This window comes from Alkalibacillus flavidus (assembly GCF_040545925.1).
In the GTDB taxonomy this organism is placed as follows: domain Bacteria; phylum Bacillota; class Bacilli; order Bacillales; family Alkalibacillaceae; genus Alkalibacillus; species Alkalibacillus flavidus.
The window spans coordinates 160,322-184,192 of record NZ_JBEPMX010000003.1; the positions used below are offsets into that span (position 1 = coordinate 160,322).

Annotated in this window: 26 protein-coding genes; 7 read left to right on the top strand and 19 right to left on the bottom strand. The window is 41.3% G+C overall.

The features are described 5' to 3' along the window. Positions 1-22 precede the first annotated feature (22 nt). The 7 genes from ABID56_RS04725 to ABID56_RS04755 all read right to left on the bottom strand — a co-directional run bounded on the left by ABID56_RS04725 (position 23) and on the right by ABID56_RS04755 (position 7,289). Positions 23-898: a MetQ/NlpA family ABC transporter substrate-binding protein gene (locus ABID56_RS04725; RefSeq protein ID WP_354219467.1), complete on the bottom strand. Its 876-nt coding sequence runs from the start codon at positions 896-898 to the stop codon at positions 23-25. A gap of 13 nt (positions 899-911) precedes the next feature. After that, positions 912-1,574, bottom strand: coding sequence for a methionine ABC transporter permease (locus ABID56_RS04730; RefSeq protein WP_354219520.1), 663 nt, complete (start codon positions 1,572-1,574; stop codon positions 912-914). Beyond that, on the bottom strand, positions 1,567-2,316 hold the full coding sequence (locus tag ABID56_RS04735; RefSeq protein ID WP_354219468.1) for a methionine ABC transporter ATP-binding protein: 750 nt from the start codon (positions 2,314-2,316) through the stop codon (positions 1,567-1,569). The genes ABID56_RS04730 and ABID56_RS04735 overlap by 8 nt, the downstream gene beginning before the upstream one ends. A 291-nt stretch (positions 2,317-2,607) precedes the next feature. Then, positions 2,608-4,107 (bottom strand): malate:quinone oxidoreductase, encoded by a 1,500-nt coding sequence (locus ABID56_RS04740; protein WP_354219469.1) that lies wholly within the window; start codon positions 4,105-4,107, stop codon positions 2,608-2,610. A gap of 206 nt (positions 4,108-4,313) precedes the next feature. After that, the gene (locus ABID56_RS04745) at positions 4,314-4,805 is read right to left on the bottom strand and encodes a cupin domain-containing protein (RefSeq protein ID WP_354219470.1); all 492 of its coding nucleotides are present in this window, start codon (positions 4,803-4,805) and stop codon (positions 4,314-4,316) included. A gap of 14 nt (positions 4,806-4,819) precedes the next feature. Further along, positions 4,820-6,340 (bottom strand): ABC transporter permease/substrate-binding protein, encoded by a 1,521-nt coding sequence (locus ABID56_RS04750; protein WP_354219471.1) that lies wholly within the window; start codon positions 6,338-6,340, stop codon positions 4,820-4,822. Beyond that, entirely contained in the window at positions 6,333-7,289 is a 957-nt protein-coding gene (locus ABID56_RS04755; RefSeq protein WP_354219472.1) for an ABC transporter ATP-binding protein, read from the bottom strand. Before ABID56_RS04755 ends, ABID56_RS04750 begins: the two co-directional genes overlap by 8 nt. A gap of 247 nt (positions 7,290-7,536) precedes the next feature. On the opposite strand from ABID56_RS04755, the gene ABID56_RS04760 reads away from it, so the two are divergent. The 4 genes from ABID56_RS04760 to ABID56_RS04775 all read left to right on the top strand — a co-directional run bounded on the left by ABID56_RS04760 (position 7,537) and on the right by ABID56_RS04775 (position 10,513). Next, on the top strand, positions 7,537-8,430 hold the full coding sequence (locus ABID56_RS04760) for a fructose bisphosphate aldolase (protein ID WP_354219473.1): 894 nt from the start codon (positions 7,537-7,539) through the stop codon (positions 8,428-8,430). Positions 8,431-8,590: 160 nt separating this feature from the next. Continuing rightward, complete coding sequence (locus ABID56_RS04765; RefSeq protein WP_354219474.1) at positions 8,591-9,028, top strand: NUDIX hydrolase; 438 nt, start codon at positions 8,591-8,593, stop codon at positions 9,026-9,028. Positions 9,029-9,051: 23 nt separating this feature from the next. Continuing rightward, a complete protein-coding gene (locus ABID56_RS04770) occupies positions 9,052-9,681 on the top strand; it encodes a DUF3784 domain-containing protein (RefSeq protein WP_354219475.1) in 630 nt (209 codons plus the stop codon). A gap of 175 nt (positions 9,682-9,856) precedes the next feature. Continuing rightward, positions 9,857-10,513 carry a DUF4396 domain-containing protein gene (locus ABID56_RS04775; RefSeq protein ID WP_354219476.1) on the top strand — a complete coding sequence of 219 codons (657 nt, stop codon included), beginning with the start codon at positions 9,857-9,859 and terminating at the stop codon, positions 10,511-10,513. Positions 10,514-10,587: 74 nt separating this feature from the next. Here the strand turns inward: ABID56_RS04775 and ABID56_RS04780 are convergent, their stop codons facing one another. The 4 genes from ABID56_RS04780 to ABID56_RS04795 form a co-directional block, all read right to left on the bottom strand. Further along, on the bottom strand, positions 10,588-11,325 hold the full coding sequence (locus tag ABID56_RS04780; RefSeq protein WP_354219477.1) for an SDR family NAD(P)-dependent oxidoreductase: 738 nt from the start codon (positions 11,323-11,325) through the stop codon (positions 10,588-10,590). 175 nt (positions 11,326-11,500) lie between these two features. Next, positions 11,501-11,869 (bottom strand): iron chaperone, encoded by a 369-nt coding sequence (locus ABID56_RS04785; RefSeq protein ID WP_354219478.1) that lies wholly within the window; start codon positions 11,867-11,869, stop codon positions 11,501-11,503. Positions 11,870-11,944: 75 nt separating this feature from the next. After that, complete coding sequence (locus ABID56_RS04790) at positions 11,945-12,787, bottom strand: hypothetical protein (RefSeq protein WP_354219479.1); 843 nt, start codon at positions 12,785-12,787, stop codon at positions 11,945-11,947. Between the two features lie 21 nt (positions 12,788-12,808). Next, complete coding sequence (locus ABID56_RS04795) at positions 12,809-13,654, bottom strand: GOLPH3/VPS74 family protein (protein ID WP_354219480.1); 846 nt, start codon at positions 13,652-13,654, stop codon at positions 12,809-12,811. A gap of 243 nt (positions 13,655-13,897) precedes the next feature. Here ABID56_RS04795 and ABID56_RS04800 point away from each other — a divergent pair, with 243 nt between their 5' ends. Continuing rightward, positions 13,898-15,547 (top strand): CoA-disulfide reductase, encoded by a 1,650-nt coding sequence (locus ABID56_RS04800; RefSeq protein WP_354219481.1) that lies wholly within the window; start codon positions 13,898-13,900, stop codon positions 15,545-15,547. 116 nt (positions 15,548-15,663) lie between these two features. Here the strand turns inward: ABID56_RS04800 and wrbA are convergent, their stop codons facing one another. Continuing rightward, positions 15,664-16,335: an NAD(P)H:quinone oxidoreductase gene (wrbA, locus tag ABID56_RS04805; RefSeq protein ID WP_354219482.1), complete on the bottom strand. Its 672-nt coding sequence runs from the start codon at positions 16,333-16,335 to the stop codon at positions 15,664-15,666. A 223-nt stretch (positions 16,336-16,558) separates the two neighbouring features. Between wrbA and ABID56_RS04810 the strand changes: the two genes are divergently transcribed. Beyond that, the gene (locus ABID56_RS04810; RefSeq protein ID WP_354219483.1) at positions 16,559-16,948 is read left to right on the top strand and encodes a hypothetical protein; all 390 of its coding nucleotides are present in this window, start codon (positions 16,559-16,561) and stop codon (positions 16,946-16,948) included. 167 nt (positions 16,949-17,115) lie between these two features. Here ABID56_RS04810 and ABID56_RS04815 read toward each other — a convergent pair whose 3' ends face one another. The 4 genes from ABID56_RS04815 to ABID56_RS04830 all read right to left on the bottom strand — a co-directional run bounded on the left by ABID56_RS04815 (position 17,116) and on the right by ABID56_RS04830 (position 20,198). Next, positions 17,116-18,438 (bottom strand): DUF2254 domain-containing protein, encoded by a 1,323-nt coding sequence (locus ABID56_RS04815; protein ID WP_354219484.1) that lies wholly within the window; start codon positions 18,436-18,438, stop codon positions 17,116-17,118. 64 nt (positions 18,439-18,502) lie between these two features. Beyond that, a complete protein-coding gene (locus ABID56_RS04820) occupies positions 18,503-19,375 on the bottom strand; it encodes an EamA family transporter (RefSeq protein WP_354219485.1) in 873 nt (290 codons plus the stop codon). 152 nt (positions 19,376-19,527) lie between these two features. Further along, positions 19,528-19,695 carry a phosphatase PAP2 family protein gene (locus ABID56_RS04825; RefSeq protein ID WP_354219486.1) on the bottom strand — a complete coding sequence of 56 codons (168 nt, stop codon included), beginning with the start codon at positions 19,693-19,695 and terminating at the stop codon, positions 19,528-19,530. After that, on the bottom strand, positions 19,650-20,198 hold the full coding sequence (locus tag ABID56_RS04830) for a phosphatase PAP2 family protein (RefSeq protein WP_354219487.1): 549 nt from the start codon (positions 20,196-20,198) through the stop codon (positions 19,650-19,652). The genes ABID56_RS04825 and ABID56_RS04830 overlap by 46 nt, the downstream gene beginning before the upstream one ends. 251 nt (positions 20,199-20,449) lie before the next feature. Here ABID56_RS04830 and ABID56_RS04835 point away from each other — a divergent pair, with 251 nt between their 5' ends. Then, positions 20,450-20,989 (top strand): hypothetical protein, encoded by a 540-nt coding sequence (locus ABID56_RS04835; RefSeq protein WP_354219488.1) that lies wholly within the window; start codon positions 20,450-20,452, stop codon positions 20,987-20,989. Positions 20,990-21,344: 355 nt separating this feature from the next. Here ABID56_RS04835 and ABID56_RS04840 read toward each other — a convergent pair whose 3' ends face one another. The 3 genes from ABID56_RS04840 to ABID56_RS04850 are packed head-to-tail and all read right to left on the bottom strand — an operon-like array spanning position 21,345 to position 23,870. Next, on the bottom strand, positions 21,345-22,220 hold the full coding sequence (locus tag ABID56_RS04840) for a metal ABC transporter permease (RefSeq protein ID WP_354219489.1): 876 nt from the start codon (positions 22,218-22,220) through the stop codon (positions 21,345-21,347). Further along, the gene (locus ABID56_RS04845; RefSeq protein WP_354219490.1) at positions 22,217-23,131 is read right to left on the bottom strand and encodes a metal ABC transporter permease; all 915 of its coding nucleotides are present in this window, start codon (positions 23,129-23,131) and stop codon (positions 22,217-22,219) included. The genes ABID56_RS04840 and ABID56_RS04845 overlap by 4 nt, the downstream gene beginning before the upstream one ends. After that, a complete protein-coding gene (locus tag ABID56_RS04850; RefSeq protein ID WP_354219491.1) occupies positions 23,112-23,870 on the bottom strand; it encodes a metal ABC transporter ATP-binding protein in 759 nt (252 codons plus the stop codon). Before ABID56_RS04850 ends, ABID56_RS04845 begins: the two co-directional genes overlap by 20 nt. Position 23,871 lies beyond the last annotated feature (1 nt).

The following is a 23,871-nucleotide window of genomic DNA, read 5'->3' on the forward strand; positions in this document are numbered from 1 at the left end:
GGGACTTCTAACCATTCACTTTTTAGAAGGCTGGGACAGATGCGCCACCTTCACGATTTTCTAAAAATTCACGAACGTCTTCGCTCGTCATCGCCTCAGCTAATTTTTGAATTAACTCTGAGTCCGCATTATCTTCACGCGCGACTAATGTAATCGTAAATTTATTGTCTTCTGCCTCAGTCGCCAGCGCGTCATCAGCTGGTGTTAAGTCGATATTACCCGCATGCGTCGGGTTCAAGATCACACCATCAACGTCTTCATATAAACGTGCTAACGCTGCAATACCCGCTTGTTCGAAACTAAAGTTATGAGAATCTTCCTTAATATCATCTAAACCGTATTGATTACTATCCGTATCTTTCATTTCAATAAGGTCATTGGATGCTAATAGACGAAGTGAGCGGTCGATATTAGACGGGTCATTGGCAATACCAATCGTCGCATCATCTGGAAGAGCGTCTAAACTATCATACTCTTTTGCATAAAGGCCAAAGTTCGCAAAATAAATTGGCTGAACTTCCGTCAAGTTCGCATCTTTATTGTTGTTATATTGTTTCATGAATGGAACGTGTTGTGAGAAGTTGGCATCGACTTCTCCATTCGCTAAAGCTTCATTCGGTTGAATGTAATCGCCCATTTCAACTAATTCAACTTCAATGTTTTCTTCTGCAAGATTCTCTTTGGCAATTTCAACAACATCTGTCATCGGTGATTCAACAGATGCCACTCTGATTGTTTGCGTTTCTTCTTCACTATTATTGTTGTCAGTCGATTCATTACTAGCTTCATTCGTTGATTCATTATCTGATTCGCCCGCGTTTTCACTATCATCACCGCCGCCACAAGCGACTAAAACCGTGATTAAAACAGCCATCATGAGCATTAACCATTTTTTCATTTACAATCTCCCCTTATCGTTTGTCTATTTTTCTTGCTAATGTAATGCCAGCATATTGAATGAATTGCACAAATATCACCATAATAATGATAATATAAATCATCAAATCAGTTTGAAATTGTTGGTAACCATAGCGAATCGCGAAATCTCCGATACCACCGCCACCGACGACACCCATAATCGTCGAATACGATATAAAGCTAATCGTCGATGTTGTCATACTTAAGACAAGTGCCGAACGAGCTTCGACGTATAGAAATTTAATAATAATATCTTTAACAGAAGCTCCCATCGAAACCGCTGCCTCGATCACACCTCTCGGAACATCAAGCAAAGACTGCTCGACAAGACGCGAGTAATGGGCAATCGCAATGATCGTCATCGGAACTGTCGCAGCTGCGGTTCCAATGGCTGTTCCCATCACAAACCGCGTGAACGGAATTAAAAAGATGACAAGTAGTAGAAACGGGAACGAACGGATGATATTGACGATTAAGTTTAATGACGAGAAAACGGCCTGGTTTTCTAATAATTGCCCTTTGCGACACAAAAATAAAAACGTCCCAATCGGAAGACCGACTAATAACGCTGCTAAAATCGCAAAACCGACCATAATAAAGGTTTCGCCAATCGATACCCAAATTTCGGTTTGATATTCGAGTAAAATATCAGGTATCATGATGCTCACCACCCGACTTCAACCGCTCGACAAAGCCTTCCGCGCTCTGTTCCATCTTACCTACACCTGTCGGCTCGATTTCAACTGTGTCATAAACACGACCACCCGCCATCACTGTGACACGTTCACAAACGCTTTTGATGACGTCCATTTCGTGACTCACAATGACGATCGTGACGCCAAACGCTCGATTTATCCGCTGTAATACTTCGAGCACTTCTGCTGTCGTATTTGGATCGAGCGATGACGTGGGCTCATCGCACAGAAGCACAGTCGGTTGATTCACAATCGCTCTCGCAATCGCGACCCGTTGTTTTTGCCCGCCACTTAATTGACCAGGGTACTGATCTTTTAATGTTTCAAGTCCGACGAAGCGCAAACTTTCTAATACACGTTCTTCATGATCGTGTTTCGGCACTTTCGCCAACTCTAACGGCACAGCGACATTATCGTATACCGTTTTATTACCAACTAAATTGTACCCTTGGAAAATCATCGCCACTGATTGTCTTACTTGTCGGATCCGTTTGCCCCTCATGTGATTTAACGTTTCATCACCAATGATAACGTCTCCAGCATCAGGTTTTTCGATGAAATTCATCAGTCGTAATAACGTCGATTTCCCAGCGCCACTCGCACCAATAATACCGTAAATTTCGCCTGATTTAATGCTTAACGATACCGATTCGATCGCTTCGAACGATCCAAATCGTTTGCTGACATTATGTAATGTAATCATAAAAAAACCCCTTTCTTAGATGAAAGGTGATTCAGAACTTCTTTATTATAACTCACGTTCACGGAATTGTCATTAGTTAACAAAACGTTAATCATTCACCGCGCTAAATTTTTAAATAACTGCCTTTAGTTTTGAAATAACTGCCTTTAGTTTTGAAATAACTAGAGCTAGTTATTTCAAAACCCCTTCGATTTATCTCAAAACTTAAGCGATTTATTTAATAAGTGAGTAATTGATATAAAAAAACACTGAGCTTCTTCTCTTAAGCTCAGTGTTACTCGTTATTAAAAGTTATGAATAAGCCTTCGGTTGCGTTAACCCGAGTGTTTCTCCAGTTTTATCGTGCACATGACGAATCAACTCTGGTTGATCACGTAACGACGATCCATATGATGGGATCATCTCTTTAAGCTTCGACTCCCACTGATCCATATAACTAGGGAAGCAATTTTCCATCACTTCTAACATGACGTTGACAGCAGTTGAAGCGCCTGGTGAAGCACCTAATAACGCGGAAATCGTCCCATCTTGTGAGCTAACGACTTCTGTACCGAATTGAAGCGTTCCTTTTCCGCCCGCTTCTGTATCTTTAATCACTTGCACGCGTTGGCCGGCAACGACAATATCCCAGTCTTCACTTTTCGCATCAGGCACGAATTCGCGTAACGTTTCCATACGCTGTTCTTTCGACTGCATCACTTGTGAGACTAAATATTTCGTTAAGCCCATCTCTTTCGCGCCCGCTGACAACATCGTCATCATATTACTTGGACGAACTGATGTCACTAAATCCGTTAATGAACCTGTCTTTAAGAAACGTGGTGAAAAACCAGCGAATGGTCCAAATAATAATGTTTTCTCATTGTTAATAAACCGCGTATCCAAATGCGGAACTGACATCGGAGGTGCGCCTACTGGTGCTTTACCATAAACTTTCGCATAATGCTTCTCGACCACTTCAGGGTTATTACATGCCATGAATAGGCCACTAACAGGGAAGCCACCAATCCCTCGACTCTCAGGAATTCCCGACTTTTGTAATAAATGTAAGCTTCCGCCACCTGCACCAATAAACACAAACTTCGCTGTATGATGTTGAATATCTCCTGATCTTAGATGACGCACTTTCACATCCCAAGAACCATCAGCGTTTTGAGTCAAATCATCGACGTTTTGGTGATACTGCACATCAACACCTTGGTCTGTTAAATGATCAAACAACTTACGCGTCAACGCACCGAAATTCACATCCGTGCCACCGTCGATCTTCGTTGCAGCCATTGGTTCTTGATCTTGACGCCCTTCCATGATAAGCGGGAACCATTCTTTTAACTGCTCTGGGTCTTCAGAAAACTCCATCGTATCAAACAACGGATGATTAGACATTTTCTCATAACGCTTGCGTAAAAACTCAATATTATCACGCCCGCGCACCATACTCATATGCGGTAGCGGCATAATGAACTCTTCCGGACGTTCAATGAGCTGTCGGTTCACTAAATAAGACCAAAACTGCTTCGACACCTGAAACTGCTCATTAATATTAATGGCCTTTTGAATATCTACAGAACCGTCTTCCTGTTCTTTCGTGTAGTTTAATTCACATAAAGCAGCGTGACCCGTTCCAGCATTATTCCATTCATTCGAGCTTTCATCACCTGGCTTATCCAATTGTTCAAAAACTGTAATATTCCAATCAGGTTGCAATTCTTTTAACATCGTACCTAGAGTCGCACTCATAATACCTGCCCCGATTAAAATGACGTCTGTTTTATTCTGCTCATGGCTCATGTCGATCTTCCTATACTTAAAGTTTTTTTACATTTTTCGCTACAATTCTATTTCTTATTATATAACAGTTCTCGTTGATTTAAAAGTAAGAAAACCTCATTTCAACTGAGTATTGCACTCAAAATAATAGATACAAAAAATTCCGGACGCATTCAATTAAATTGAACTGCCCGGAATCACGTTAGACACACCAAACAAACAATTCATTACTCATCCGGCGTCAACATCTTAATCACGTCTTCATGTTCAGGGTATTGCTCCAACAAATCCTCTTCATCAAACAACTCAAAATCCGCAAAATCAAACCCTGGCGCGACCATACAGCCGACGAGTGAATAGGTGTCGGCCTCAACGACTGACGAGCCAAAAATGGTATGTTTCGGGACTAATAACTGCGGCGTTTCCCCATTCTCCAAATCCAAACCGAGTTTATGCTTTTGATACTCGCCGCCTGGACTAATCGTATGCACATACAACGGACTGCCGCCATGAAAGTACCACAATTCATCAGACTGCAATCGGTGAAAATGGGAGACGTCTTGTGACCGTAATAAGAAATAAATACTCGTATATAACGATCGTTCTGCACCACTGGCGTCTGTCACTAAATCTGATTGATACGTCCCTCGGAAAAAGCCTCCTTCTGGGTGAGGCTCTAATCCAAGTTGATCAATAATTGTTTGGGCTGATTGTTTCATATCACGACCTCCTCTTACTCATCTAACAATCCTTCTTCTACTAAATACTCGCGTGCAACCTCTTCAGGTGCTCGTCCTTCAGCGCCTACTTGATAGTTCATTTCACGCATTTGATCACCTGAAATTTTACCACCAAGTTGATTCAGAACCTCTTCTAATTCAGGATGTTTGTCCAATGTCTCGGCGCGTAATAACGGCGCTCCCTGATATGGCGGGAATAAATTTTGGTCATCGTCTAACATGACAAGATTATAACGTCGCAGTTCGCCATCTGTCGCATACGCATCCATTAAATTAATATCGCCTTCTTCAATCGCGGTATAACGAAGCTGTGGTTCCATCGTGGTCACATCCGGGAATTCAAGACCGTACACATCTTGAATACCAAGGTAACCATCTTGACGGTCGCTAAATTCTAATGTGAAGCCAGCGTCGATCTCGTTTTCGACTGATTGTAAATCTGAAATCGTCTCTAAATTGTATTCACTCGCAAATTGTTCCGTCGTCGCAAGCGTGTACGTATTGTTAAACGCCATCGGTTCTAAAAAACGCATGTCATACTCTTCTAACAGACCGGCTCGCGCTTGATTGTATACAACTTCCGCATTATTACTATCAGCTGTTTCATCTAAAAACTGCGTCAAAGCTGTTCCTGTGAATTCAGGATATACATCAATACTTCCCGTTTCAAGCGCATTAAAGACGAATGATGTTTTCCCTAACCCTGTCTCGAGTTCGACATTTAGATCCGTCTCATCTTCAATTAATAGCTCGTACATATTAATCAAAATTTCTGGCTCTGTCCCGAGCTTACCGCCAATCACAATCGTGTCATCATCAGTTCCTGTCACATATGGCACAACAATAAATAACAACGAGATAAGCACAATCACGACCATCGTTAAAATCGACTGCTTAAACGAGAAAGTTTCCATCTTACGCAATAAACGGTCAAAGATAAGCGCTAATAACGCCGCAGGAATCGCACCGAAAACAATTAATGCCGTGTTATTTCGGTCAATCCCGAGCAAGATTAAGTCACCTAAGCCACCCGCACCGATTAAAGCCGCGATCGTCGTTGTCCCGACAATCAACACCATCGACGTTCGAATACCTGCCATAATAACCGGCATCGCAATGGGCAGTTCGACCTTCATAAGCCGTTTCTTCGTATTCATGCCCATCGCTGTCGCCGCTTCAATTAACGAACGGTCCACTTCCAAAATCCCGGTATATGTATTCCGCAACACCGGAAGTAACGCATACAACACGAGCGCAATAATCGCGGGGACTTTACCAATACCGAAAAGCGGGATAAACAAACCAAGCAGTGCCAATGACGGAATCGTTTGCGCGACAGCTGCCACCCCAATAATCGGTTCTGCAATTCGTCCTTTTCGGGTTAAATAAATCCCGAGCGGCACGGCAATAAGCACAGCAAAAAACAATGCAATGAACGAGATTTGAATATGTTCGATTAGTGCTTGCCACAGTTCCCCTTGCCTATTTTGAAATACCGTCCATAAATCAGACATCACGCTCCCCTCCTTCTGTTAGGGATGCTGATACGTATTCAATCATTTGTTGTCGATTAATCATGCCAATGGTGTCATCATCTTCTTGCACATAAATTAAATCATCTTGTGCCAAAGCTGTTAACGTCTCTTCCAACGTGGCACTGACATCAATCACACGAGGTGGATCATAACTAATTTCCACTGGCTCTAACACATCACGCAAATCAAAACCTGCTTGCAACCCGTACGATGCACCAACGAATTGTTCGACAAACTCATTCGCTGGATTCGTAATCAACTCATGCGGTGTGCCTAATTGCACCATTTCACCATCCTGCATCAAACAAATCCGATCCCCTAGCTTCATCGCTTCTTGAATATCATGCGTCACGAAAATAATTGTTTTATTAATCTTTTCGCGCAAGTCAATTAAGTCATTTTGCAACTTATCTCGACTAATTGGATCTAACGCACTAAACGGCTCATCCATTAATATCACATCAGGGTCAGCCGCCAAAGCTCGAATAACCCCAACCCTTTGCTGCTCGCCGCCCGATAGTTCATGCGGATAACGATAACGATATGTTTCAGGATGAAGCCCGACCATTTGCAGGAGTTCCGTAACACGTGACTGCACATCACTTTTACTCCACTGCTTTAACTCTGGGACAATCGCAATATTTTCCTCGATTGTCATATGCGGAAACAACGCGATTTGTTGCAACACATACCCCATATTCCAACGTAATTCATTGATCTCATAATCACTAATTCGCTTCTCATCGACATAAATCGTCCCTTTCGTTAATGGAATCAGGCGATTCATCATTTTAAGCGTCGTCGTCTTCCCACAACCACTAGGGCCAATCAAGACGAAAAACTCGCCTTTTTCAATCGAAAAATTCATATCCTTAACAGCGACAGTCCCGTCTTCAAACTGTTTCGTTACATGCTCAAACGTAATCACACCATGTCCCCCTTACCTTAGCCACATACTGTCATAAAATTTTAACTATTTATAATCATATCAAGAAACTCAAATTAAGCCTATTTATTCACCATGAAACGAAACATTTTTTTGCATTTCGCAACACTTAATAGAAAAAAGTATCGAATATGACGAAAGTTCGTTGCTTTCTCGTACCATTTCAAGCCATTCAATGTTAAAATGGAATTACGTGAGACAAGATTAAGTATTTTTAGGAGTGAATATCATGAATCAAAAACATTTTGACAAAATGAAGAACGGGCAAGGGTTTATTGCAGCACTTGACCAAAGTGGCGGCAGTACACCTAAGGCACTTGCAGGATATGGCGTCACAGAAGATCAATATTCAAACGAAGATGAGATGTTCGATTTAGTACACCAAATGCGTACACGCATCATCACATCACCAGCGTTTAACTCAGAGCAGATCCTTGGTGCTATCCTATTCGAACAGACAATGGACCGCGAAATCGAAGGTCAATACACAGCTGACTACCTTGCAAGCCAAGGCATCGTTCCGTTCTTAAAAGTCGACAAAGGACTAGCTGACAAAGAAAACGGTGTACAACTTATGAAGCCAATCCATGACTTAGACGAAACACTTCGCCGTGCCAATGAGCGCAATATCTTCGGTACGAAAATGCGTTCTGTCGTTCATGAACCAAACGAAGAAGCGATCAAAGCTGTCGTTGACCAACAGTTCGAAATTGGTAAACAAATCATTGAAGCTGACTTAGTGCCAATTATCGAGCCAGAAGTCGACATTAACAGCTCTGACAAAGCAAAATCAGAAGAGATTTTGAAAGACGAAATCCTTAAGCATCTAAACGCACTTAACGACGATCAATACGTCATGCTTAAGCTAACAATCCCAGAAGTACCAAACCATTACAAAGAATTAATCGACCATCCAAATGTTGTCCGCGTTGTGGCACTATCAGGTGGTTACTCACGCGAAGAAGCAAACAAACGACTTAAAGACCACATCGGTTTAATCGCAAGTTTCTCTCGTGCCCTTGTGACAGAGCTAAACGTCAATCAAACAAAAGAACAGTTTGACGCAGCTCTACAAGCAGCCGTTAATTCTATCCATGATGCATCAGTTAATAAAAACAAATAAAAGCTATTAAAAAAGGAAGCCATTCTTATGATGGCTTCCTTTTTATTAGTCATATGTTTTCACCTTAATAGAAACGTTTGAAATCCGCAAAATGCCTACTCCAGTAGCTATTGTCTAAACTTGTAATCTCTACGCCACCAGAACCAGCGAGGTGATATTTATGAGTAAAAATCGTTTTACGTTACTCGCAGCTGTTCATGTATTTTTAATTCAAGATGGTCACGTGCTTTTACTAAGACGTTATAACACAGGTTATCAAGATGGCAACTACAGTGTATTAACTGGTCATTTAGATGGCGGTGAAGACGTCATTCAAGCTGCACAACGAGAAGTGTTAGAAGAAGGTGGCGTCACGATTCCTTATGACGATTTTTCCATGGTTGGGGTGATGCACCGCCAGTCAGATGACGAGCGCATTGACTTTTTCTTATCGGCTGAAGATTGGGAAGGCGAGATCACGAACATGGAGCCACACAAATGTGATGACTTATCATGGCACCCCCTAAATCAACTACCAGACAATACGATTCCTTATATCAAACGAGCAATCGATAATTATAGAAATAATCGGTCATTTGATATTGTCGGTTTTCAATAAAATAACGTAAGAGGTGGTCGACCGTGTCAGAAGGCATGATTATTTATAGTATCGTTATGGGGTTTACCTTAATCATTATGGGTGGATTAACGTTTCTCGTTTATAAACGAAACGATTTCACGCTAATTAGTGGATTTGCCAATCGTTCAAAAGAAGAACAGCAGCAACTGATCCAGAGCGGATACACAGATGCGATTAAACGCTACTTATTACATACTTTTATCATTTTATTCGTGACGTTCATTGTCAGCTTCTTACCTATACCCTATGGCATGGAAATTGGTTTTTCCGTATTATTACTATACAGTTTAATTGGGATTGTTTGGATTCAACGCTATGAAATTGAATCGAAGCGCAAGCGAGGATACTGGATTACAGGAAGCGTTGCTGTGGTGTTAATCGTTGGCATTACAGGCCTCACCATTTGGGCCTTTCAACCAAATCAAGTCACCATCACCGACAAACAGTTTACCGTTTCTGGATTGTATGGAGTTGAATGGTCACAATCAGATATTGAAGAAGTACAGTTGCTTGAGGAGATGCCAGATGTATTAATTCGAACGAATGGTTTCGCGATTCAGAACTTAGCAAAAGGTCATTTTCGCGTCGATCAATATGGATCTGCAAGACTGTTTCTAAGAGGCGAACACTAACCTGTTCTTTATGTCGCTACTGAAAATGAACAATTATTTATTAATCATGAAGATGACGACACGGTTCGCAAATGGTATGAAACGTTGGATTGACAACTATAACTTTTGCTTAACGTCCCTGTTTCGTTTCATTTACTAAAGGGTACAACACGATTAAGAGGAGGGATGTACTCTTATGTTAACAACCATTTCATGGATTGCTTTAGTTATTGGCATAGTGTCATTTATTATTATCGCCTTCGATGTATACAAACATCCACAAATGATGACCATCATGAATATTATTTGGCCGATTAATGGCTGGTTTTTTGGACCTTTTGCGATCTGGACCTATTTCAAGTGGGGACGATTAAAAGCGAAAGACTCGAATCAAGAAGATGAACGTCAACAATCAGCAAAGATATTTGTTTCGGCTAGTCATTGTGCTGGCGGTTGTACATTTGGTGACATCGTAGGTGTTCCCATTGTAGCATTGACTGGTATGACCATTGCTGGGTCGACTCTATTCGCCCATTATTTAGTTGAGTTTATATTAGCTTATCTGTTTGGCATTATCTTTCAATTTTTAGCTATTTATCCAATGCAACAAAACAAACATAAATTCCACGCCTTTAAATCAGCAATTAAAGCCGATACTTGGTCAGTAGTCACTTTCCAAATTGGTATGTTCGGGTGGATGGCAGTTGTTCATTATTTACTTTTCTCAAATCCACCAACTCCAGTAGAACCGACTTTTTGGTTTATGATGCAAATTGCTATGATTCTTGGTTTCTTAGTCAGTTATCCAGCTAATTGGTGGCTTATTCAAAAAGGCATAAAAGAAGCAATGTAGAAATGAAGTCATCTGAATCAAAACTCATATAAAAAGGGAAATCTCATACGACATGAGATTTCCCTTTTTTAGATTTATTGCGCTGTCACGCCGCCGTCGACGATTAAACTAGCACCTGTCATGAAGGAAGAATCATCGCTTGCTAAGAATAAGACAGATTTCGCAATTTCGTCTGGCTGACCTAAACGTTTAACTGGCGTCGCTTCAGCTAACGCTTCTTTACTTTCTGGCGGTAAGATTGGCGTATCCACGAAACCTGGGCAAAGGGCGTTAATGCGGATGTTTTCTTCAGCGTATTCCACACCTAGTGAACGCGTCAGGTTAACCACACCACCTTTAGCCGCGTTATAAGCAGCTGTTTGCGGAGCGCCTACGTGACCGTACATAGATGCCGTATTGACGATGGTACCGCCACCTGATTCACGCATTTTACGAATCGCTTCACGCGCTACTAAAAAGACGCCATCTAAATCCACGCCAACTGTCTTGCGCCAATCATCGTACTCTAAATCATGCGTTGGACCTTGTGAACCAATACCTGCATTGTTAAAGACGATATCAATTTGACCAAATGTTTTCGCTGCATCATCAAATGCCGACACAACATCATCTTCTTTCGTCGTATTCACACGATGAAATGCTGCTTCAGTACCGTTTCCTTTAAGCTCATCGACCACTGCTTGACCTTTCTCTTCATCCAAGTCAGCAATCACTACTTTGGCGCCTTCTTTCGCAAATAAACGAGCTGTTTCAGCACCAATTCCTGATGCACCACCTGTAATCAACGCAACCTTGTCTTGTAATTTAGCCATAGACGATTCCTCCTTAGTCGAATCTTTCAAAGAAGTGATCAACACCTCTTACACTTTAAGTATATCAAATGCATCTAGTTCGACAATCATTATTACCTAGTTATTCGTCCATGATATAGACACTTTGGCCTAATTTGTCTAAATAGGTAGAAAAATTCGCATCGAAGTTAACCATCTATCGCCAAAATTTATCATAATCTTTCTTATCTTCAATATTGAATGCTATGATTCTCTCTAATAAGGCGTAATCTATGGGCTCTTTCCATTTAATCTTAATCAGCTGTTTCGTCGTCTCGTAACCCGATTCTTTTATCTCTCCTAAAAATCGCTCCAACACCTCACGCTCCGGCGCAACCGACATATGATGCTTCGCCATGCTAAACGCGATAATAAATGTGCCATGATCTTGAAACATCGGTTGATTCCATTTAATGACTGGTTCAAGTTGCGGGAATGTGTCCTGAACCCAACCGAACAATGTTTCCATGCGCTCACGTTGGTCTCGGTTATCAACCTTTGTTAAATATTCCTTGAAAACTTCCATGAACGTCACCTTTTCCACGACTCATTTTTTAACACTTAATTAGAACCGATTCTTTTAGTCATATACTATAAAACATTAACGCGTCTTCCACAACCTCATACCAATGACAACCATGACTGAACCAACCAGCATCGTCCCAAACGGATATAAAAATGGGTAAAACAAAGTCGGATACATGTGTAACACATTAGAACGATAGCCTAATGACATTGGCAAGACTGTCGCTTGATTAATCATGTCACCGTGATAAGCTGGATTATCTAGCTCGTCGCGTGTAAAAATTTCCGTCTCAACATCACCATTTGCGTTTACCGTGATTGCTTTCCACGAATATTCTTCTTCTGCGACTGTTCTTGGGTGGCCAAATAAACGCTGAATGATAACGAGTGATTCTTCATCTGTCGCACGTTCAGTCATCTTTAACATACCAATGTAGCCATGATATCGATTGTTATCTAAATACGTCGGTCGGATTTCTAGCTCTGACGAACCGGCGTAATTGTGACCATTGATCATAACATCAACTTGCGCCTTTTCCCGTACATCAGCACGACTCACATCATGAAATGTATCCCGAATCGTGACATCTGTTTCATAAAATGACACGGTTCGGGATAACTGGTTTGCCTCACCATCATTCACGTGGTTCATGAATCCGTCGTAACTGTTAACACGCTCACCATTTATGACTACCGCACGACTCATATTCGCAAACGGAGTCATCTGGCCATCTTGTAAATACAACATATCGTGAAATGCATCGGTCGTTTGATCAACAGGGTGATAAACTGTTTCGATCGTGTACTTGGCATTCACTTGTTGCTGTAACCATACTTCCTGCCCCATTAAATATAATGGCTGAATGGATACAGCGCTCAACACAGCACCTATCACTAGTACGATTATCGCTTTTTTCAATTCTACTCACCCTTTAACCTATTACGACGACGCACTACTTGCTGCAACTGCCCCTGCTGTAGCCCCCATAACAGCGGCTTCAACCGCTTGCGCCGCTTCTGATACCGACTTCGCCAATGCGTCACTTTCCATAATCGTTTTAATCCGTTTCTTCGCTTCTTTTCGTTCATCACGCGAAAATAGTTTCGGTGTTAGCTGACACGTATTGAGTAGTCCAAGCAACATTAACCTTCGATGATCTTCGATGTCATCAATATTTTCTGTAAAAACAGCTTCACGCACATCTTTTTTTAAGCTCATGACGTCTTCAATTTGTACAATCGGGTATTGTCGTACTTTTATTAAACCTAACCAACGATAACTATCATCTTGAAGAACACCGTCCGTTACTAACTTTGATGATACTTGGTCTAACAATAGGTTGCCCCCAAGCTTTTGCACCCAATATTTCGCTTTCCGTTCTTTGCCTGCATGAGCGATTTGTCTAAGCGCGGTATCTAGATAGTCAACACCCGTCGGTTCTGAGTCGATAACGGTCAATTTAGATTTCTTTCCGAGCTTCACCTTTTCACGTAAGGCTAATTCCATTAACACCGATCCAGCAAGGCCTAAGTTAACACGCGAGGCAATCGACATTGGAACCGTTCCCTTTTCAGCTTTTGTCGCTAATAACCTTAATCGTTCCGGTAAAAGCATGCCACCACTCCTTTGGTATGTCGAGCCCTTTTCACCCGCTACTTGATTATCACCTGCGAACCCAGGATGCTTTCGACCAATCCAATCATCCTTATCTAACCTAAATTCGTCACTCAAGTCAATATCCACTTCTTCGTCATCCACTTTCTTTTGATTACGGTTTTTTTCCATCTAGACCACCCCCCATTTTCGAACTATTCTTATATCTTTATACTATCACAAATTGGAAATAAACTTAACTGTTTATAGAAAATGGTGTATTGTGTCGAAACATTTCCCGGGAAATATGGACGTGATTCATTTCCGAATTTTACTTGTCACACAATTATCACGACTTTCTGCCCTGAACTTATATACCTGCATGGGTATATAAGTTACGCTAAAGGTATCAACACAAATCAAGGAGGATGCTCAATGTCTAACAAAATTGTTATTGTAGGTGGCGTCGCAGGTGGCGCAACAGCTGCTGCTCGTTTAAGACGTTTGGATGAAGAGAGTGAAATTATTGTGTTCGAGCGAGGCGAATACATTTCATTCGCTAATTGTGGTTTGCCTTATTACATCGGGGAAACAATACAAGACCGTGACAACCTACTCGTTCAAACCGTTGAAGGCATGTCACAACGTTATCAATTGGATATTCGCAACCAAACAGAAGTCACGTCTATTGACCGAACGAACCAAATGATATCAGCCAAACATATGGTAACAGGTGAGGTTACAGAAGAGTCATATGACTATCTCATCTTATCGCCAGGTGCTAAACCAATCGTACCGCCTATTCCAGGCATTGAGGACGCGAACATCTTCACCTTAAGAAATATTCCAGACACAGATCGCATAAAAGGATTTGTCGATCATAACCAACCATCCAAAGCCGTAGTCATTGGCGGCGGCTTCATCGGACTTGAAATGGCAGAAAACTTAGTCGACCGTGGCATTGATGTCACAGTTCTCGAGAAAGCATCTCAAGTAATGGGACCAATTGACCCTGAAATGGCCGCCGTCGTTCACCAAGAATTACGCGATAAAGGGATTAACCTTGTCCTTGAAAATGGCGTACAACAATTTGAACAAAACGGCCAAACCATTATTTTAGAAGATAGCGAAAAAATCACGACTGATATGGTCATTCTATCAATTGGCGTACGCCCGGAAAGCAATCTTGCATCCGAAGCTGGTTTATCAGTCGGCGAGCGCGGTGGCATTATCGTAAACGATCAATTACAAACAAGCGATGAACACATTTACGCCTTAGGGGATGCCGTCGAAGTCAAAGATTATTCAACCGGCCAGCCGATTATGGTGCCACTCGCATGGCCTGCTAACCGACAAGGTCGGATTGTCGCAAATAATATTTACGGCAAAAACGAAACGTATCCCGGTACACTCGGCACGTCCATCGTGAAAGTATTTGATTACACCGTTGCGGCAACAGGGCTTAACGAAAAACGTTTACAACACATGAATATGCCTTATCAAGCTGTGCACATTCACCCAGGATCACACGCGGGTTACTATCCAGGTGCGACCCCACTTGTGATGAAGCTACTATTCAACCAAGAGGACGGTCATATCTACGGTGCTCAAATTGTCGGGCAAGAAGGTGTCGACAAACGAATTGACGTGCTAGCAACAGCGATCAAAGGTGGATTGACTGTGAAGGACTTACCAGACTTAGAATTGGCATACGCACCACCGTTCTCATCAGCCAAAGACCCGGTGAACATGCTAGGCTACGTCGCGACCAACATTATGGAAGGTGACATTGAAACAATCCAATGGCATGATGCTACTAACGTCATTCGCCAAGGCGATTATTTAGTCGATGTTCGAGAGCCAGATGAAGTCGAACATGGCACCGTTCCTGGCGCGATTAATATTCCATTAGATGAACTGAGAGATCGACTCGATGAGCTTCCGCAAGACCGCGTCATTCATACGATGTGCCAAGCGGGCTTACGCGGCTATCTAGCAACGAAAATTTTAACGAACCACGGATATACAGCACGTAATTTAGACGGCGGTTGGAAAACGTATTCGATCGCTTATAACTTATCATAAACACCTATCCCCCCAATCTTCTTCAAATTGTTTTGAGAAGGTCAGGGGATTTTTATTTAAAATCACAAAAAAAGCCCAACCCCGTAGGATTGGACCTTTTCTCAACATCATATTGATTATACGTTTTTTACGCCTTCTGCAATAGAAACAGTACGTTTCGCTTGGTGCTTCACAGCCGCTTCAGCATCTTCTTGAATGTTACCGTCTTGATCGACTGTTACGCTTGTGCCGTACGGGTTACCGCCAGCAGCAAAGATTGAGCCGTCTGAATAACCAGGTGCTGCAATGATCGCGCCCCAATGCATCATAGATGTGTATAGGGATAAGATTGTTGCTTCTTGACCACCATGAGGGTTTTGCGCTGAGCTCATACCACTGACGACTTTGTTAACTGTCTTGCCGCTAGCCCAAAGCGCACCTTGTGTATCTAAGAATTGTTTCATTTGTGAAGGTAAGTTACCGAAACGTGTTGGTGTACTGAAGATAATCGCATCAGCCCACTCAATATCGTCTGATGTCGCAACTGGGACATCTGATGTTGCATCAACTGTTGCTTTCCATGCTTCGTTTTCTTCAATCACAGATTGTGGTGCAAGCTCTTCTACTTTAAGAATTTTAACTTCTGCACCTTGTTCTTCTGCGCCTTCTTTCGCCCATTTCGCTAATTGATAGTTAGTACCACTCATGCTGTAAAATACGATCGCTAATTTGACGTTAGACATAGTATCATTCTCCTTTGTTTCTTCTTTTGTTTTATTGTTTCCAAATAATCGGTCTAGCAATCCCATACCTTCACCTTCTTTCTTAACACAAATACCATCTTAACAATTTCATTATCTTAAATTCAAGATATATGCTTTGATTTTCAGGAAATAAGTAACAATTATTTTTGTGTAACCTAAAGATAACAGTCTCCAGAGCGACTTCACCCCTCTTGAGGTCAATAAATTATGATAAACTGAAACTATAACCTTTTGCCCCGCGTCTATTGTCTAAAAGGAGTAGGTTGTGATGGTTAAAAAAACCTTATCTGTTGTCTTATTGTTATCAGTCGTCATGGTAGGCTGTAGCAATCAAACAGTATCAGAAGAGACAGTGATTGATAATCTAACGCCTGAAGAGATTTTAGCAGAGAATGAAAATGCGGACATTTTTATGTTGGACGATATTGTATATAGTAACGCGGAAAATATTGAATGGGTTAATGAAGAAGACTTAACTTTAGGCGATGAAATTGGCGAGATTAAAGTACAGACTAACGATCGTGCTGATTTTGATAATTACACTGCTACTCAATTAGACGTTGGCACTAAAATCTATGAGACGGTAGAAAAAAGCGATATCTATATCGCGAAGGTCGGTCATAAACAAATCAGGTATTTAGGATTAAGAGAAGGTTAATCCTGTCATATTGCTTCAGTGGTCGACATTATACAAACGAAACCTGAATGATATGTCCTAGCAGGAAATCATTCAGGTTTATTTCTACATAATAATGCATCAAGAAAGATCCATTTAACTACTTTTACCATGTTACACCGTTCTTATTTTATCATCATAACCCAACCCTACGTTAAATGCGGTGACAGGTCTTCATCACAGACATCGGCTATTTTATGGCATGTTTCGTAAAACCGTTCATAGTCGAGCTGATGCATTTCATCTATATCGGTCGATTCGATGACATAGGTTGCGAATGCCCACGTATCTTGCTTAATATGTTCCTCATTCGTGATCGCAATGCGGTAAAGCGCTTGAAGCATCGCATCCATGACAGTTAAATCTTTTTTACCATACAAACGAATCTGATAAAAGCTCTTGTACAAGTAATCCTCGAATTTTTTCGGCTCCATCATAAATCTGAGCTCGCCGTCTTGATCGGCATAGTAACGAATCGGCTGATGAACAGAGGCAAGCTCTGACAATAACGACCCGATTCGATTAATACAGTTTACGGCCGTATGAGGATCATTAATACTTGGTGATATCGACTTCACCGCTATTTCGACCAGTTTTTGGACCGAAAACTCGATATCTTGAACGTCTGTCCGTTCATTTCCGACTAAAATATAGCGGGTACACGCTTCAACGGACTCGTCCGCTTCTTCTCCATCCTTCTTCCAATAATAAAAGGCTGGTGCACCCTTTTGGACATAGTCACCGACTTGATGCACCGACGACAGTAACAGTTTATGTTGTTTAGCGAACTGTAACAGCCCTTCGATTTCGACACCTTGTAAATAACCTGATTCATTCGCTTTTACGACATGAGGGGTATTTTGTTTCCATGCATTAATCTCATCCTCATCCCATTCCGTCGCTTCAGTATAATCTTTTTCACGAAAGGTGTTTTGAATAAGCTTAGACGCATCCGTGCGAATTTGGCCGATCAAATTATTCACCTGTAAAAAACGTGACGAATGGTGAATGAATAAAATAAAGAATCCAAGCGAAATAATCGCGATCAACACCGTCGAAAACGGTCCGACAAGCCCTTTAGGCCCATCCGTTCCCAGTACTAATAGGTTGATTAATGTATAAATAAAACCGAACGAAAAGAAGCCTAATACGTGTTGAGTGACGCGACTTTTCATAAAATCTTGTAACGTTCGTGGTGAAAATTGTGTTGAATACGTTGTTAAGACGACCATAATCGTTGAGAAACTGATCGTAATCATCGTTAAAATCGCCGTGATGAGTGAACTGTATAAACTCGACGCTGTACTACTACTGACAAATAAACCCGATGGAATAACATCTTTAATCATCGGAATCAAAAAGGTATCAATGATATTAGAACAACTCACGGCAATCAGCGCCAACAAACTATAAATGGTCGGTAGAAACCAAAAACTATCGCGCATATTCACCCACATTCGCATCGTATTCATAACTATCTCTCCTATTGGTTATTTTGATGTTATTATACAGCCTCAGCCATGTGAATTGCATCAATTATCCATCCGACTGCTTCAAACTAAGCAACGAAATCGTCACTAGAATCAATGCCATACCAAGAACTTGGATGAGGCTTAAATGGTCACCTAGAAGAACAACGCCGAATAACGACGCGACGACAGGCTCTAACATGGCCACCATGGACGCGGTCGTTGGAGTCGTCATTCTTAGGCCAACTAAATACAAGATAAAGGATACACCAGCACCCAAGATGCCTAATAATATAAACCACCATACATCACTTGACGATACCACTTCAGCAGCTTCTTCATGATCAACAAAGAAGAAAAGAATAAAACAAAATGAGAGGAAAGCGAAAGTTAAAATGAGCGGCGATTTCCCGAAGGACGCGGCATTTTTAAACCCGAAAATAAACAACGCATAGGAGATACCTGAGGCAAGCCCGGCTAAGACACCGAGTAGACTCACAGAAATCGCACCAGGTTTGTAAGCACCTGTTAGAAGAGCTATCCCGGCGAGGACCAAGGCAATACAACCCCACTTAAACCATGTGGACTGTTCTAATTTGAATAAAAAGGACACTAACAATACGAAGATAGGCGCGGTGTACATTAACGTCGCACCAACCGCTATACTCGAAGCTTGAATACTGAAGAAATAAAACGTGAAGTTACCTGCCACACCAATACCCGCTAAAAAGGACCAAACAAAGAAACGACGTGAGATGATCCAATTACGTTTGATGAAAAACAGTAACCATACGAGGAAAAAGGTAAGCCCTATCGCCCCTCGATAAAATGAAATGACAAGTGGACTCCACCCTTTAGACATTAATATATCAGCAATTCCGCCTGTTACACCCCAACATATAGCGGCTAGCATCACTAACCCGACACCCGCAAATCGCATCGCTACCCTCCTAATCATTTATCGTGCTGAACCGTCTCCCACAACCTATTCACGACCAGCTCGTGTTATGAATTCGACATCCAGCTGCCAAACCTATTCCCACGATTAAGAGGCTATTAAACGAAAAAATTTTAAACGATTTAATTTTTTATCTATCGGCGTCTCAACAGCTCCAAAGCTGCGATACAAATAAGCAACCATGCAAGGCCAATCGCTAACCCTGCCACAATATCCGTGATATAATGCCCCCCAACAAACACTCGACTCAAGGCGACTAACAAAATCCATATCGCAAGAAATCCATTAATCCCCACTTCCACCCTTTGCTTAATCGGCTAATCACGACCAAATATATCACAAAACCATAAAACGTGATTGCTCCCGTCGTATGACCACTCGGGAAACTAAACCCCGTGCCATCATAAGCCGCAATATCTTCAGGACGCTGCCGTTCGAAAAGCAGCTTGAGCCCTTTCGTCAAACCACTGACCCCAAGCATATTAATCACTAAAAACATCGCGACCCAATAGCTTTTATCCGATAACAATAGTAAATACACAACAACTAAAATCGTCGACACCATCAACCAGGGGACAGACCCCGTCTCAGTTATATACCCCATCACTTGCGTTAACCACGGCGTATTAAACGACGCCACAAACTGATTCACTAGTGAATCAATCCGAAACGTTTCATCCTCCCACACATCATCTGCAAGCGAAAGAAGGATGTAAAACGAGACGAATAATGCGACTAATCTAATTAATATAAGGGCCAATGACATTTTCGATAGGTTTTGGAAGTCAGTCGAGTTGAAACGCATCTAGGGGGCCTCCTTAGGAACTGTTGTGCTTACCGAACTTTATTTCTACGAATAATGTAGTAAGATACACAACCATTTTAATAGCGCGATAAAATAATTAAACAAGTTACTTCATCAATTGTAAACCCTCATTCTTTACTTCTCATCACTTATGATAAGGCGCTACATGGCAATTAAAATCCGGAAAAGTTAAATGGATTAAACCCTAATATTATCAATTAGCTGTGAATAAAATAAAAAGTGGACAAATTATGATTGGGGTTGAAACCATGTCGCTTACACTGTTATTTATAATTGGATTATGTATAACTCAAATTGTGGCAACCATATCTTTGGTAACATACTATCGAAAATGGGTAACAAAAATGAATGGAATGATGATTTCTATGTCATTGGGTATGTCAGCGGGAATTTTAATGGGAACAATTCTTGGGGTGATCCACCATGGGAATCTGTTTGAGTCAACCATATATTCAATCATAATTGGATTGACTGTTGGGTTTATAGCTGGAATTCCAATTGGTTTGCCTGCCGTCATTGACGGTGCGCTTTCCGGTTTAATGGGAGGAATGATGGGAGCGATGCTTGGGGATATGGTCGCTACGACTAGCCCCAATGCGATTATTAATATAATAGCATTTATTATAACTATGATTCTATTTCTTGTTTTATATACAACAGAGGATTCAATTCGTCAACAGTCTAACCAAGTCATTTTTTCTTTTTTTAAGCATCCCTTCTTATTAATTTTTATTACAGCAATTTTGTTTATCGGATTAAATTACATTTAGCCGTTGGTAATTGATCAATAACAAAGAACTTCCAAGTGAAAGTCATCTTTAATAACTTCTTATTTAGTTAATATTTAAATAAGAAAGCCGCTCCTATTGGTGATATGTCCCTTCAAGATCAACAAACTAAAAAAGCACCCCATTTAGGAGTGCTATTTAACTCTTCATACAAGTTTCTAATCTCCTTGTCTATTATTAACGAATAAAATACCTTGCAATACAACTGGTGGAAGAATAAATATAATAGACAAAGCCTCTATCGTAGCGCCTCCAGTTCCAAGAACACACTGTTCTATGCCTAGAATTTGCAATTCAGGTATAATCAATGTCAAATTACTATCCTAGAATGAAATTGTCATACTTCACTTTTTATTGGACGAATCACTTTTGATAACAGTCCATGTTTAGGAGAGCAAACAAAACAAATCAAAAATACCAATCCAGCTGCGAATGCCATCGCCCCCGAAATAGATGTATCAATCCAAGTAGCGATATAATACCCAGTCACAGCAGAAATCACGCCAAAAAGGCCACTCAATACCAGCATAATGGAAAGTTTATCTGTCCATAAATAAGCTGATGCAGCCGGGGTGATGAGCATGGCAACGACCATAATAGCACCTACACTATCAAAAGAAGCAACAGTCGTAATTGATACAAGGGTCATATAAAGATAATGCATTAATAACACTGGGATACCCAAACTCGCCGCCAGCGCTGGATCAAATGATGTGATTTTCCACTCTTTATAAAACCCAACAATAAAGAGCAACACGATTAAGAAGGCAAAAATCAATAATGCGGTCGCTTCTGGAATTTCACCAACAATAGGAAGCTCCGTCGTATTAAAAGGGATAAACGCGATTTCACCCATTAAAGAATGGTTGATATCTAAATGGGCATTCCCGACAGAAGTCGCTATTAAGATGACACCAACGGCAAATAAGGTCGTAAATACAATCCCCATTGATGCGTGCTGCTCGATATCCATGGAATGAAGCCATTGTACCAAAAAGGCCGTGAGCAACCCTGCCAATATAGCTCCAATAAGCATAGGAGGACCACTTATTTCCCGCGTAACTAGAAAAGCAACAACGATTCCTAGTAGGACCGTATGACTAATAGCATCAGCCATCATAGCCATTTTCCTAAGTATCAAGAAAACGCCCATCAAACCACAGGATACCCCCACTAACGAAGCAGTTACTATGATCCAGGCTGCATGAGTCATCGACTTTCTCCCCTTTCTTCTAGTTGATTAAGATTCACCTGTTTTTGATGCACTTTAAACTGTATATAGTTAATAAGAATACCTTTTTCTTTACCAAAAATAAGTGATATCACAAATAGTGTCGTCGCGATAACGACGATAAATGGTCCAGTTGGAAGGCCGCTACCAAACGTACTAATAAGCGTTCCAATCACTCCCGCTAAACCTCCGAATAAACCTGATAATAAAAGCATCATTTTAAAATACTGTGTCCAATACCGAGCGCTAACTGGTGGAATGATGAGTAAAGCAGCAATTAAAATGACCCCAACAGCCTGAATTCCAATGACTATTGTCGTTACAAGAGCGAGTGTATACAGTCCATTCATAAAAGTGAGCGATAACCCTTCTCCCCTAGCGAATTGAGGGTCAAAAAGATAGATTTTCCATTCTTTAAACCCAACAACTATAATGAGGATCACGGCTATAGCCAGACTTAGCATGGTGATGACATCCGTGTAGACCATAGCTGCTGCCTGACCGACTATAAATGTATCCAAACCACTCTGTTCTCCACCACCAACCCGATTGGCTATCGTTAAAAGCATAATGCCTAAACCATAAAAAACGGATAGAACGATTCCCATCATTGTATCTTCCGTTATTCTAGTAGTAGAAATCACCCATTGGATAAAGACTGCGCCAATCAAAGCACTAATCGCTGCTCCAATGGTCAATACAAGAAAGTTTTTTTCTCCAAGAAGAAGAAAAGCTATAACAATTCCGGGTAATGATGCATGCGCTAGAGAATCACTCATCAAGCTTTGTTTTTTCCAATAAGCTATACAGCCTATTGCACCTGCAGCAATCCCAAGAATCATCGTGCTAAATAATACCCATTGTGTATTACTTTCAGTGAGCATGCTCCACATGATGATTCTCCTCTCCCATCCAGCGCATATTTCCGCCATAGGTCTGTGAAATGTTCTCTCTTGTAAAGATGTGCTCCGTCTTGCCATATTCAACTATTGTGCGATTTAATAAAAGAACATGGTCAAAATAATCTCTCACGGTTTGTAGGTCATGATGAACGACCATAACCGTCTTACCCATGTTTTTCAATTCTTTCAGCATAGCCATAATCGCTCGTTCTGTCGCTGCATCTACGCCTGCCATTGGTTCATCCATAAAGTATAAATCTGCTTCTTGGACTAGAGCACGTGCTAAGAACACACGTTGCTGCTGTCCACCTGAAAGTTGACTAATCTGACGGTGTGCATAATCCGCCATTCCCATTCGATCGAGCGCCTCATATGCTTTATTTTTATGGGCATTAGATGGCCATCTTAGCCACCCGATTTGCCCATATAGTCCCATCGTTACAACGTCTAAAGCATCTGTCGGAAAGTCCCAATCAACGGAACCCCGTTGAGGGACATAACCAACTCTTTTTTTTACTCTTTTTAATGGTTGTTCAAAGAATTTAACCGAACCCGTTAATGAAGGGTGAAGACCCAAAATGGTTTTTAATAGAGTAGATTTTCCTGCACCATTTGGACCAACCACACCAGTCAATGTGCCACCTTTCATGTCAAAATTCACATCATACAAGACAGTATCTTTCCTGTAAGAAGCGGCCAAATTCTCCACATTTAGTACGGCTTGTGTCATA

Bases quoted from the DNA above. Each gene is read 5' to 3' on its own strand.
- ABID56_RS04840 (WP_354219489.1), bottom strand. From the start codon at position 22,220: ATGACTCATGCAGCCTGGATCATAGTAACTGCTTCGTTAGTGGGGGTA.
- ABID56_RS04785 (WP_354219478.1), bottom strand. From the start codon at position 11,869: ATGGAAGTTTTCAAGGAATATTTAACAAAGGTTGATAACCGAGACCAA.
- ABID56_RS04780 (WP_354219477.1), bottom strand. From the start codon at position 11,325: ATGGCTAAATTACAAGACAAGGTTGCGTTGATTACAGGTGGTGCATCA.
- ABID56_RS04845 (WP_354219490.1), bottom strand. From the start codon at position 23,131: ATGTGGAGCATGCTCACTGAAAGTAATACACAATGGGTATTATTTAGC.
- wrbA (WP_354219482.1), bottom strand. From the start codon at position 16,335: ATGGGATTGCTAGACCGATTATTTGGAAACAATAAAACAAAAGAAGAA.
- ABID56_RS04765 (WP_354219474.1), top strand. From the start codon at position 8,591: ATGAGTAAAAATCGTTTTACGTTACTCGCAGCTGTTCATGTATTTTTA.
- ABID56_RS04745 (WP_354219470.1), bottom strand. From the start codon at position 4,805: ATGAAACAATCAGCCCAAACAATTATTGATCAACTTGGATTAGAGCCT.
- ABID56_RS04760 (WP_354219473.1), top strand. From the start codon at position 7,537: ATGAATCAAAAACATTTTGACAAAATGAAGAACGGGCAAGGGTTTATT.
- ABID56_RS04800 (WP_354219481.1), top strand. From the start codon at position 13,898: ATGTCTAACAAAATTGTTATTGTAGGTGGCGTCGCAGGTGGCGCAACA.
- ABID56_RS04815 (WP_354219484.1), bottom strand. From the start codon at position 18,438: ATGAATACGATGCGAATGTGGGTGAATATGCGCGATAGTTTTTGGTTT.
- ABID56_RS04850 (WP_354219491.1), bottom strand. From the start codon at position 23,870: ATGACACAAGCCGTACTAAATGTGGAGAATTTGGCCGCTTCTTACAGG.
- ABID56_RS04835 (WP_354219488.1), top strand. From the start codon at position 20,450: ATGATTGGGGTTGAAACCATGTCGCTTACACTGTTATTTATAATTGGA.
- ABID56_RS04810 (WP_354219483.1), top strand. From the start codon at position 16,559: ATGGTTAAAAAAACCTTATCTGTTGTCTTATTGTTATCAGTCGTCATG.
- ABID56_RS04830 (WP_354219487.1), bottom strand. From the start codon at position 20,198: ATGCGTTTCAACTCGACTGACTTCCAAAACCTATCGAAAATGTCATTG.
- ABID56_RS04725 (WP_354219467.1), bottom strand. From the start codon at position 898: ATGAAAAAATGGTTAATGCTCATGATGGCTGTTTTAATCACGGTTTTA.
- ABID56_RS04740 (WP_354219469.1), bottom strand. From the start codon at position 4,107: ATGAGCCATGAGCAGAATAAAACAGACGTCATTTTAATCGGGGCAGGT.
- ABID56_RS04750 (WP_354219471.1), bottom strand. From the start codon at position 6,340: ATGTCTGATTTATGGACGGTATTTCAAAATAGGCAAGGGGAACTGTGG.
- ABID56_RS04820 (WP_354219485.1), bottom strand. From the start codon at position 19,375: ATGCGATTTGCGGGTGTCGGGTTAGTGATGCTAGCCGCTATATGTTGG.
- ABID56_RS04775 (WP_354219476.1), top strand. From the start codon at position 9,857: ATGTTAACAACCATTTCATGGATTGCTTTAGTTATTGGCATAGTGTCA.
- ABID56_RS04735 (WP_354219468.1), bottom strand. From the start codon at position 2,316: ATGATTACATTACATAATGTCAGCAAACGATTTGGATCGTTCGAAGCG.
- ABID56_RS04795 (WP_354219480.1), bottom strand. From the start codon at position 13,654: ATGGAAAAAAACCGTAATCAAAAGAAAGTGGATGACGAAGAAGTGGAT.